This window comes from Pseudomonas sp. FW305-20, from assembly GCF_058788075.1.
The window spans coordinates 298,926-310,604 of record NZ_JBYTAJ010000001.1; the positions used below are offsets into that span (position 1 = coordinate 298,926).

At 54.0% G+C, this 11,679-nt stretch carries 10 protein-coding genes; 2 read left to right on the top strand and 8 right to left on the bottom strand.

All coding sequences use genetic code 11. The features are described 5' to 3' along the window. Positions 1 to 30: 30 nt before the first annotated feature. The 8 genes from AC3WP4_RS01380 to AC3WP4_RS01415 all read right to left on the bottom strand — a co-directional run bounded on the left by AC3WP4_RS01380 (position 31) and on the right by AC3WP4_RS01415 (position 7,399). Entirely contained in the window at positions 31 to 966 is a 936-nt protein-coding gene (locus tag AC3WP4_RS01380; RefSeq protein WP_102614242.1) for a DUF535 family protein, read from the bottom strand. A 7-nt stretch (positions 967 to 973) separates the two neighbouring features. Then, the gene (locus AC3WP4_RS01385; protein ID WP_074877763.1) at positions 974 to 1,951 is read right to left on the bottom strand and encodes a glycosyltransferase family 2 protein; all 978 of its coding nucleotides are present in this window, start codon (positions 1,949 to 1,951) and stop codon (positions 974 to 976) included. 43 nt (positions 1,952 to 1,994) lie between these two features. Further along, positions 1,995 to 2,519, bottom strand: coding sequence for a serine O-acetyltransferase (locus AC3WP4_RS01390; protein ID WP_074877765.1), 525 nt, complete (start codon positions 2,517 to 2,519; stop codon positions 1,995 to 1,997). Positions 2,520 to 2,527: 8 nt separating this feature from the next. After that, positions 2,528 to 3,484 (bottom strand): glycosyltransferase family 2 protein, encoded by a 957-nt coding sequence (locus AC3WP4_RS01395; protein WP_102614241.1) that lies wholly within the window; start codon positions 3,482 to 3,484, stop codon positions 2,528 to 2,530. Then, the gene (locus AC3WP4_RS01400) at positions 3,477 to 4,094 is read right to left on the bottom strand and encodes an acyltransferase (RefSeq protein ID WP_074877768.1); all 618 of its coding nucleotides are present in this window, start codon (positions 4,092 to 4,094) and stop codon (positions 3,477 to 3,479) included. The genes AC3WP4_RS01395 and AC3WP4_RS01400 overlap by 8 nt, the downstream gene beginning before the upstream one ends. A gap of 132 nt (positions 4,095 to 4,226) precedes the next feature. Then, positions 4,227 to 5,696, bottom strand: a complete 1,470-nt coding sequence (locus tag AC3WP4_RS01405) for an FAD-dependent oxidoreductase (protein WP_102614240.1) — start codon at positions 5,694 to 5,696, stop codon at positions 4,227 to 4,229. Continuing rightward, positions 5,693 to 5,887, bottom strand: a complete 195-nt coding sequence (locus tag AC3WP4_RS01410; RefSeq protein ID WP_102614239.1) for a hypothetical protein — start codon at positions 5,885 to 5,887, stop codon at positions 5,693 to 5,695. Before AC3WP4_RS01410 ends, AC3WP4_RS01405 begins: the two co-directional genes overlap by 4 nt. A gap of 138 nt (positions 5,888 to 6,025) precedes the next feature. Then, on the bottom strand, positions 6,026 to 7,399 hold the full coding sequence (locus AC3WP4_RS01415; RefSeq protein ID WP_102614238.1) for an oligosaccharide flippase family protein: 1,374 nt from the start codon (positions 7,397 to 7,399) through the stop codon (positions 6,026 to 6,028). Positions 7,400 to 7,494: 95 nt separating this feature from the next. Between AC3WP4_RS01415 and AC3WP4_RS01420 the strand changes: the two genes are divergently transcribed. Both AC3WP4_RS01420 and AC3WP4_RS01425 read left to right on the top strand, forming a co-directional pair. After that, positions 7,495 to 9,018, top strand: coding sequence for an O-antigen ligase family protein (locus AC3WP4_RS01420; protein WP_102614237.1), 1,524 nt, complete (start codon positions 7,495 to 7,497; stop codon positions 9,016 to 9,018). 5 nt (positions 9,019 to 9,023) lie between these two features. Then, a complete protein-coding gene (locus AC3WP4_RS01425) occupies positions 9,024 to 11,642 on the top strand; it encodes a glycosyl hydrolase family 5 (protein WP_102614236.1) in 2,619 nt (872 codons plus the stop codon). Positions 11,643 to 11,679: the final 37 nt, after the last annotated feature.

Sequence of the window (11,679 nt, forward strand, 5' to 3'; positions counted from 1 at the left end):
AATCCCACAGTAGTACAGGTAGCAGGAACCTCAACCAGCTTCACGGTTACTGCAATAACTACCTATCAACACGCTGTCTATCTTTTTAAAAGTGTCGTCCAGCAGCTCATAGCGCCGGCGATACATGGCGCGTTTTTTTGACGCAATACTGTCGAGCGGTTTCCTGGACAGAACCATTGGAATCTCAAAAAAATCTTCGCGCTCTGACGGCGTCGCGCCATGCTCTAACCAGATCACATCGTAATTTGCCGCCAGTTCCAGAGCTTTGTGAGCGCCAAAATACGGATGACGATGGTGGCGATACCCGTCCCCTACTGCGTAAATTTTCTCAACACCGATGTTAATGGCAATGTATTTAATGACTTCAATCAGAAAGCTTCTTGGTCGAAGACCTTCAAAGTCTTTTGTCAGGTCCCTGTAGATACTCAACGACAGTTCACTGTCGACGCCTTTATGTATCCCCTGAACGGCGCCAATAAAAATACATAGTTCAGTGTCTGTACGACACAAAGTAAATGCTATAGATGCAATGCGCAGATCCCCCTGAAACAAGTTCAGCACCAATTCCCCTTCACGCATAAACCAGAAGGGACGATCCAGCACCAGGGAGCAGCCATCAGCAAACTCCGATAAATCACTCAGCAGCAAACTTTCATTTCGCCCCAACAGCAATAGTTGCGGACAGCGTTGGGTGACCACTTCGTAATGCGAGGCCAACACGCCAAGTTTATTCTTCGGGCCCCAGTTTCTGCTGATGTAGGGCCAATGAACAACGCCGACACAATCCCCGCCTAATTTCTCGACACCGGACTTACCCAAGGCGCTCGACATACGCCCGCAAAACAACTTAAGTTCGGACCAGTTTTTTACAACCAGCACCAGCATCTTAAACTTATTATTCAACGCCCTTAAAGAGTACCCGGCATGTAAAAAAAATACACTTTTTACTATCACCCAATTATTCATATAAGTCTCACTTGTATTCGATCAACGCCGTCTTGCTGGCGCCGAATCTGTTCAGTAGAAACTTGACTTGCCCGAGCATCTCGGGAAATTTCCCCAGCACGAGAAAAAAAGCCCGCAGCCAGTTCTCGCGTGTGGATCTGTCGCCCCTGCGGGCGAGGCGCACGACTTGCAGTGGATAGACCAGCAGCACAAGCAGCCCAAACCACCCCGCCACCAAACTCGCGATAACAGTTGCCAGCGGGACACCCAATCCCCAGAACCAGGCACGGCGTGACTCGCGCAACCAATGTTGCTCCGGTGCGGCCCCATGTAAAAATGCGCCCTCGGCAAAGGCATAACCACCGCGCAGGGTACGCTGCCACCATTGGCCGAACCGGGTCATGGTTGCATCATGCAAGGTCATTTCCTCGCCCAGACGCCAGACCTTCCAGCCATTCCCGCGCAGACGCACGCACAATTCAGGCTCTTCCCCGGCAATAAGTCCCGGTCGAAACCCGGATGCTTCGGCAAAGGCGTCGGCCCGCATCAGCGCATCGCCACCACATGCCTTGGCCTCGCCTACCGGCGTATCCCATTCGAAATCACACAGCAGGTTGTAAACCGAGTGCTGCGGAAAACGTTCACGGCGCCGTCCGCAGACCACCGCGACGTCAGGATGCTTATCAAGAAAGGCCTGCGCCCGGGGGAGCCAACCGCCGACCACCTCGCAATCACCGTCGACGAACTGCACATAACTCATCTGCGGCAATGAGCGTTTCAGGCAGGCAAATCCTTCATTGCGTGCACGCGCAGCCGTAAAGGGAATCGTCATATCCAACTCAACCACATCGACCCCAAGCCTGAGTGCCGTCTGCACTGAATCGTCCGTTGATCCAGAGTCGACATATACAACCTTCTGCGCCGAACCGACGAGGGAAGTCAGGCAACGCTCAAGTCGTAGGCCTTCGTTGCGACCGATAACAACGACACCCATCCCCATAACCATGGCGTTCACTCAGCGACGCAATTGAAGTAATCCATCGGGTGGTTCATGAGAACTCCCTCGATTCTGCGTATTTCCTTTTCTTGATAGTCGCCGGCACGCCCACTGCCACCGAGTCGTCCGGTACATCGGTCAGCACCACCGCATTGGCACCAATCACGACATTGTTACCGATGCGGATATTGCCCAGCACCTTGGCCCCTGCCCCGATATCAACATTGTTACCCATCACCGGAGCAATCGGCTCATTCACATTCTTGAGGCCTACAACGACACCATTGCGGATACGGCAATCATCGCCGAATTGCGCATAGCCGCTGATGACGATTCCGCCGAAATGATCGATGACGAAGTTGCGCCCGACCACCACCTCACAGGGCAATTCGATACCCGTGACGATCTGCATCAGCTTGAAGAGCACTTTGTATATAAAGGAGAACAGCTTGCGTAACAGGGCCGGTCGCACACCGTAACGCCAGCGCCCAAAACGATAAACCACCATCACCCAAAACCCCTGAGCCCCCCAATCTCCGCCGTATGCACGTAAATCCGCACGTATGTTTTCGAACATAACTGGCTCTACCGTGTTGGTTGGCTAGCGAATTTGGTGTCACGCAACAACGCCCAGGTCACACGAGTATGCTGCCAACACGCTGCTAAAGCGGCCCGACCGCGGCCTTTCAATAACGCCTTGAGCGCCACAATCAGATCCCCCAGACTCACCAGCAGCATATGTGAGGCCAAACCAGGCAGACCGTAGTGCTTGCGAAAGTACAACAGCTGACTTTCGATTTGTAACGTAGGTAACTGGCGATTATCCGCATTGAGCTTGTCAACAGACTTGGCACTTTCACCGCCGATATGCACCACCGTGGTATGCGGGTAGTAAACGACCTTCCAGCCTGCCTGTTTAACGCGTTTGCAGTGATCGATCTCTTCGAAATAAAGGAAGTAGCGCGGATCGAACAAGCCAACCTCGTCGATGACTTCACGACGGATCAGGTAATAGCACCCGGGCACCCAGTCGCACTCACGCACCGAAGCATGGTCCCAGGCCATGTCGTCGATTCTTTTCACCACAGGGACAAAACGTTCAAGCCCTGTATGCGAAAGGAAGACATTTAACGGTGTTGGAAAATAGCGACAGGAGGGCTGCAAATCACCCTCACGTCCAACCAATCGAACGCCGAGGACACCGCAATCAGGATGAGTCTCCATGTAGTCGAGCGTCTTGCTCAGCGTATCCGCGGCCACAAAGGCATCGGTATTGAGGAGCAACGCATACTTGCCCTGCAGGTGTTCAACCAATTGATTATTGGCACGCCCAAAGCCAACATTATTTTCATTGGCGAGTTGCACTGCCTCTGGACAGATAGTTGCCAGACATTCCAGCGAATTATCGACAGAGGCATTATCCACCACCAAATAGCGCGTGCGATTCACGCTATTTGACTGGCGTAACGCATTAAACATCGGTTGCAACAACTCCGCTGTATTGTAATTGACTACCAATACGTCAAGAGGAGCACTAACCATTGGATCGCGCGCCAAAAAAGTATTCCGCTCTCATTTTTATGAGCGTCGGTTCAAGTTCCGAGTCGTATACACCACTGCGCTGCCTGATAAGGTCAATCCACGGATAAGTGGCACTACGCTCTTCGACTTTCGCCAACACCTCTTCCAGCGTACAAATAACCTTGGCTGGATTACCCGCAACCACCACCCCAGGCGGAACATCTTTTACGACTACAGCACCGGCTGCGACAATCGAATTAGGGCCAACAGTCACACGCGGTAAGATCATAGCGCCATAGCCGATAAAACAATTATCAAGAATGTCGACAGGACCGACAGAATCAAGTTTTCTATCAAAGACCACCTCGAGCATGCCGACTACTCCATCGTGGCCGAACAGCGTGCAACAAGATAAACCTACATTATTTCCGAGTCGTACTAGTGAAGGGTCAGGTATGTTGGCAGCAGGATTGATCCATACGCCTTGACCGATGGAGTGCAGCCCCCCCCACCGAACCATATGTTTAGCCCATTCATACCCGTCCGGTTTACAGAATTTTTTATAGAGCGGAGTCCCATACCCCGTTGTTTTTGCAATATAAGCAATAGTGCGTTTTAGTAGACCAATCATCCTGTCAGCCTCATTGATTCAGCGATAGACACCTGTGCCAAGGTTAGATACACCCTGATTCTTCATTACCACTACCCTAAGCGTAGACGCTTCCCTAAAATCCAACACTCCAATAATCCACCTGCGCCGCGCTCAGGAATACCTGCCCACCCCGGGCCCCATCTGATGGTTGAGATGTTCTGCCAGCCTTAAAGCAAGTTGCAAAAGAGGCATCGTGGGGTTACAGGCACCGCCTGTAGAGAACACACTGCTGCCCGCAACGTAAAGATTCTCAACACCAAACACTTTGCAGTTCTCATCGACCACACCAAACTCTGGCGAACTCGCCATCCGCGTGGTCCCCATATGATGGGCATGGGGATTGAGCCTCAGTGGCAAATCGACGTCATACACATATTCTTCCAGCTTGACGAAGCCCAGCCCTGTGTCGGCAAAACACTTCGCCACTTCCAGCCCTATGGACTTGACGGTTTCCCTGTCTGCTGGCGTTAGCGCCCAATGAATCTCGACCTTCCTCATCCCCAATGCATCTCGCTCGTCGAGCAATGAAATTCTGCTATCGGGGTTGGGAAACTGCTCGATCAACGTGCCGATCACCCCATCTCCAGGGCAATCGAACTTGGCGATGAACTCAACCTTGCGCTCCGCGCCTACTTCGCAAATGAGGTTCTCGAAAAAGCTTTTGATGGCAGCCATTCGTCCATAGGATTTCACTTCCGAGACAAGCGTGGCCGTCACATTCCCTTTACCTGAGTTGTGCGCCATCACGAATGCATCGGTCGTGAAGTATTCCTGCCGAGCATCTGTGTCCTGCCCGTCTTTCAGGATGAAGTTTCCCATCTCGACGTTCAGGTGCTCCATGAAGCATCTGCCGACGAAACCGTCCTTTTTTACGATACCGCCAGCCGCCAGGGACTCGCTGTTGAGCAGGTGCCTGGCATTCTCGATTCCGCCTGTCGCCAGAATGAATCGTTTTGCCGTAACTCGCTCTCGATGTAACTGGTAGTCCGAGACGACTATCGTTGCGATGCGGCCGGTCTTGCTGTCGAACTCAAGATCGACGCAATTGCAATGGATGAAAACATCCAGCCCCTCGGTCTCATTAAGTTCCTTGGCATATTTTTGTGCAAATCGCGTCGGCGGGCTAAGCAGGAAACGATCCGCTTCAAAGTCGGTACCGTCCAGACTTGCATTGATCGCCTTGAATCCGGAGTGCGGCGCAAGATCAACAATATCCATGGCCGCCGACAAATTGCGCTCGATCTCGGAAAAGGCGATGGGCCAACCCGGCACGGGACCCGGAGGTCCTACGGTAAAGTCCGACTTTTCGAATGGGCGGCATCGCCCGGCCCAGTGATTGGAGGTCCCACCGAGGTAACGCAGGCGGGTTTCATGGGCGTACATCTCGAGGCCTGAAGATGAAATCTTATAAAGGTCCTGCGAAGTCGACGAATACTCGTGCCCTCCACCCTCGACAAGCAACACACGTCGACCATTACCAGCTAAACGCAAGGCCAGCGTAATGCCGGCGGGGCCCCCACCGATGATGCAGAGGTCATAGTGATCGCGGAGTTCTTTCTGCGATTGGTAGTCTTTGATCATGCTGGCGTTTGCCGAAAATGCTGGGCAGGCAGCACCCATCCGTTGATTACAACAAACTCGGATTTAACAACAGACGGCCGGGCAACGGTTTTTGAAAATCCGAACATGAGTCCTCCAATACTCAATAGAGCAGAAGCCTGGAGAAAGCTTCTGCGCCCCATCACAGAGGTATTCAAATCAGTTGCTCTCATGATTCAAAGCTCCACGACATCGAAATTGCGTTGAAAATTTCAACTACACATCAAGGCCACATACTTTGGCGACGGCCATCAATACCTCAATGGCGACGCTGTGCCACAGCTTTGAAAACTTGAGAGAAACAGATCAGATCAAAGCCATTTAAAAAGATCCGTCAATAACTCCCCACACAAAGCCCCCACCGCGAGCATGGGCAGCACTATCAATTCACGCTTGAGGCTGAATAGCCCCAGACGATAATTGACGTAAAAAACCAGGATAAGCGTAGGAAACGTGTACAGGGCTGCGCCCCAAATCGCATAGTCGACCCCGCCAATCGCCAACAGCAGAGGCAGCAGCACCCACAACGAGACGGCGCGAATAATGTTATCCATGGCCTGGTACTTGGTCAGTCCCAAGGCAATCCAGACCTGATTCGCCAACAGGTAGCGCATTGTGAAAAAAGAGAGTGAAAGAATGGCCATCATGTTGCCGGCCTGAGCGTAACGCTCATCGTACAAGATGCCGATGAGCAGTGGACTGCCGGTCAGGAACAGTCCACAGAGAAACAGGCAGGCAAGATCGAGCATCAATTTCAAGCGGTAATACAAAGCGTGGAGCCGTACGGTGTCATTAGTTCTTGAGGCCTCACTGAAGGCCGGCAAGGCCACGGCCCCGACGATCTTTTGCAACGCAAGCTGAACAGCGCCCAGAATCAGCACGGCAATGGAGTAAACGCCCAGTTCGCTGGCCGTCATGCTGCCGCCGAACCAGACGCGATCACCGTACATGGCCAATACGCCCACCGCTGACGACAACAGAATCCAACGGCCGAAACCGACTAATTCATTGAGCGCAGCACGCTCCCACCGTAGACGGTTGGAAGGGCCTTCAAACCAGAAATGCCCCAGCAGCGTGCTGACCATCGACTGGACCAGACCTGCAATCACCAGCGACCAGATGGACCTGGTGAAGTAACCGATACCCAGCATGACCAACAGCCCGACGACCTGAGAACCAAACTCGGTGAGTACCACTTTCTTTTGCTGGAAAGTGCGCACTGCCAGGTCCATTTTGGTCGACTGAAAACCAACAATGATTGCCGAGAAACTGGTCACGGCCAACACCAACGGCAACTCGGGGGCGGCGTAGGTGGAATTGGGCGCCCACAAATTAATGGTCTGTGCATACCAGGCGAGGGCCGCAAGAAGAAGTGTTGAAGCAAAAAGGATAAAGCCGCGCACGATCTGCACGGTCCAGATGGTATTGAGAAACACCGGATCGTCGCCACGTGGGCTCTGGATGATGTTCTGGCGCAAGCCGGCATCGGAAAGCATGTGCAGAACCAGAGAAACGGTGATGGCGATCATCATGATGCCGAACATCTCCGGCATCAGCAGACGGGCCATTATCAGGTTGCCGCCCAAGCGAAAGGCTTGAGAGGTAACCAGCGCCCCGAAATTCCATGCGCCGGCAGAGATCGCTCGCTTACGAAGGCCCAACGCTGGCGAATCGACTAACGACATAACATCATCCCCGGACTCAATGGCTCAAAACGAACTATAGTCGCGTTTAGCCATTCCACTAGCCGTCGATCAACAATCAATAAGTGCAATCATCCATGCCTGAGCACTTCCGAGCGTTAGTAGTCATTCTGGTCCTCACCGGCATCGTTTTTGCCATGGCACGTCGACCAGCAGCAGACCTGATTCCCGACCGTAATTTCACTCGTCGGCGCAACTTGTGGTTCGTATTGACGCTATTGGCATTTGTTTCGCACAGTTTCTGGGTGTACGCAGGCATTGCCACGATCGTTTTGACCTTCGCACGAAGTCGCGAACGCAATCCGATGGCGCTATTTTTTCTTCTGCTGTTTCTCATCCCGCCGGCCACGGCGGAGATTCCGGGCTTCGGCCTGGTCAACTATTTTTTCTCCCTCAACCATATTCGTGTGCTGGCACTGTGCGTGTTGCTTCCGGCTTTTTTCACTTTGCGCAGGCGCGCCGACACGGTCTCTTTCGGGCGCACCTGGCCTGACAGACTGTTAGCCGCCTACCTCCTGCTGACGAGTCTGCTTTTCCTGCGCGAAACCACCGTCACCGACACCTTGCGCCAAATGCTTTACCTGTTCATCGAAGTTTTTTTGCCTTACTACGTTGCCAGCCGGGCGCTGAAAAACCTCAGCGACTTCAAGGACGCTTTGCTCGGTTTTGTACTCGCCGCCATGGTGCTGTCGCTTATAGGTCTCTTCGAATATGCCAAGCACTGGCAGCTGTATAGCGCGGTTGTTACCGCCATGGGCATGCAATGGGATCCTGGCTACTTGAGTCGCGGTGGCTCACTACGTGCCAGCGCCACTACCGGCCAGGCCATTGCCCTGGGCTTCGTCATCAGTGTGTCCATCGGCTTTTACCTGTACTTGCAGGAGGAAGTACGTAGCAAATTACAGCGCACCCTCGGCGCACTGTTGCTAGCCGGTGGTCTGTTCGCACCGCTGTCGCGTGGCCCCTGGATTGGTGCAGCCGTCATTATCGTCGTGTTCATCGGCACTGGCCGCAAAGCGATCAAACGCCTGACGCTGCTGGCGGTCGCCGGGATCCTCGCACTTCCCTTGCTGGCCATCGTGCCGGGCGGGCAAAAAGTGCTTGATCTGCTACCGTTTATCGGCACGGTGGAAGTCGAAAACATCACCTATCGGCAGCGCTTGATTGATAACGCCGTGATCGTTATCCAGCGCAACCCTTGGCTGGGCTCTTTCAATTTCCGCAGCACACCGGAAATGCAGTCCATGATTCAAGGCCAGGGAATCATCGATATCGTGAATACCTATATCGGCATAGCGCTGTCGTTCGGCTTGATTGGCTTGACACTTTTCGTGGTTTTTTTCGTCAGTGTCCTGCAGGGCCTGCGCAAGGGGATTCGTTCTTTCCCCAAAGAAGACGATGAGGCACGCCGACTCGGACGTGCACTGCTGGCGACACTGGCCGGGATCCTGATCACCATCGTCACCGTTAGCAGTATTACGGTAATCCCCGTGGTGTATTGGTCGGTGGCTGGACTGTGCGTGGCCTACGCTCAGATGGCACGCAGGCTCAAGAACACCTCGACGGCCGTTGCGGCGAGTGCCCACCTCCAACTCAGGTAGCCCCCATGATCCAGTTGTCTCGCCGCCCTCAAATACTGCTCCTGCTGCTTTTTGCCATTTGGCCGCTTGGCACCTGGGCATCGGACTGGGTCGTCAGTGTGGATGAGCGCAACGGCCTGCCAATGCTGGAGCGTGGTGGCAGTCCGGTGTTCGTTACGACATTCTCGTTTTTTGGACCCAGCTGGGGCTGGACGTATTTGCACCCTGAATTCAAGGTAAACACCCCTTATCGATACTCCTTCGCGGGTAAAAACAAAGCGCTGGATTTCGACTTGACTGCTCAGATTCAGAAGCAAGGCGAGCAAAAGCTGACCTGGAACTTTGTACTGGATGCACGCAGTGGGAAGTCGGGCCTTTCAGGTGGTGGCATCGTCTTCACATTCGACCCCGCTCTGTTCGCTGGAGAAATGGGCGAGCCCACTTTGCTACCCGACAACCGCGGCTGGACCTGGGGCAATGCACAAGGGCGGCGCATCGAAATGCGCTTCGAGCCCGCACTGGAGAGCGTGTACTTTGAACCGGGCAGCAAATCCGAGGTGCGTGCTTTTCTCTACAAGAACACGCTCAAACGTGGCCGCCAGGATTTCACGGCTACCTTGAGCGTTTCTGGTGATGTGACGGTCGGCCCAACCACAACCGAGCGCTTCGGGCTGTCGGACCCCAAGAGCTGGCCGACCGACAAGCTCGACTGGAAAACCTCGCCAGTCGACCTGTCCTTTCTCAACGCTCAGGAAAAACCAGCCGGCAAGCGCGGCTTCATCAAAGCCTCCGGTGAGCAACTGCAATTTGCCGACAACACTGTGGCGCGTTTCTGGGGCACCAACCTTTCGGCCTACTCGCTGTTCCTCACGTCAGACGATGCCATCAAGCTACAGGCCAAACGCCTGTCAGCACTGGGCTTCAATCTTGTACGACTGCACCACCATGACTCGCCATGGGTCTTCCCGAACATCTTTGGCGACGGCAGGATCACGCGCAGCACCCAGCAACTAAGCCCGGAATCGCTGAAAAAGATCGACTGGTGGATCAAGTGCCTGAAAGACGAAGGCATTTATGTCTGGCTCGATCTGCACGTCCAGCGCGTCTTTACTGAAAAAGACAACATTTATGGCTTCGATGAATTGCCAAAAGAAGAACAGAACTACACCTATCTCAAGGGCTATTCCTATGTGAATCTCACCATTCAGAAAGCCATGAAGCGCTTTACCGAAGACTACCTGACCCATGTAAACAGCTATACCGGTCTCGCCTACAAAGATGACCCGGCGATTGCCGCCGTACTGATTACCAACGAAAACGACGTCACCAACCACTTTGGCAATGCCCTGCTGCCAGACAAGAATTTACCGAAACACAACCGCATCTATATGGCCGAGGCCGAGGCTTTTGCCAAACAGCACAACCTGTCCGCAAACCAGACCTGGCGCTCCTGGGAGCCAGGCCCCTCCAAGATGTTCCTTAACGATCTGGAACGACGTTTCAACGTCGACATGATTCAACACTTGCGTGGTATAGGCGTGAAGGTCCCCATCGCCACGACCAGTAGCTGGGGTCGCAATGGCCTGAACTCCCTGCCGGCCCTTACCGCCGGGGACGTCATCGATGTCCATAGCTACGGGGGTTCGGGACAGATAGAGAAAAATCCGCACTACAGCGAAAGCATAGTGAACTGGATTGCCGCCGGCCAGGTCGTCGGCAAACCCTTGACCGTTACCGAGTGGAACAATGAGCCCTTCCCGACAGCAGACCGTCACTCGCTGCCACTCTATATCGCCGGCACCGCCAGCCACCAAGGCTGGGATGCACTGATGCAATATGCCTATAGCCAGGAGCCAATGGGCGGCAACGGGATGAGTGCCAATAACTGGCATGCCTATAACGACCCTGCAATGCTGGCCACCCTGCCCGCCGCCGCTTTGCTTTATCGCCGTGCAGACGTTCGCGGAGCAACGACGACCTACGTCTTCGCTCCGACGCCAGGCACTCTTTTCAATCAAATGATCACACCGGCCAGCTCTGCTTTCCTGCGTACAGCCATGGAGAAAGGCAAGCTGGAAATCGCGATGCCACAGACACCGGAATTGCCATGGTTGCAACCGAGCGTTATCCCAAGCAATGCACAGGAATTTCATGATCCTGACCAGTCGCTGCTGGACGCCAACACCAGCGAGTCCACGACCGACACCGGTGAGCTAAAGCGCAACTGGAAACAAGGCGTCTACACCATCAATACGCCGCGCACCCAGGCTGCGACCGGCTGGATCGGCGGCGAGTCGATCAGCCTTGGCAACATCAAGATTCAAGTGAAGACTGCCAACGCCAGTGTGGCGGTGCAAAGCCTGGACGACTCACCTTTGGGTCAATCGCAGGATTTAATGATTTCGTTGGGCTCCCGTGCCATCCCCCAAGACGGCGACAAAATACCTTTTTACGTGGAGCCCCTCGAGGGCACGCTAACCATTCAGGCGCCGCAAGGCTTGACACTGTTTACCCACGGTATTCTGCGGCAAATGAAGAAACTGCCTGCGACCTACCTCGATGGCCGCTACACAATCAAGCTCGACGGCTTACAGGCCTCAAACTGGTTGTTCTTGAAAAAGGACGTCACGCCAGCACAACCTTAGGCGCCGTAACCGGCCTCAACCTGAGAACAACGCCTTG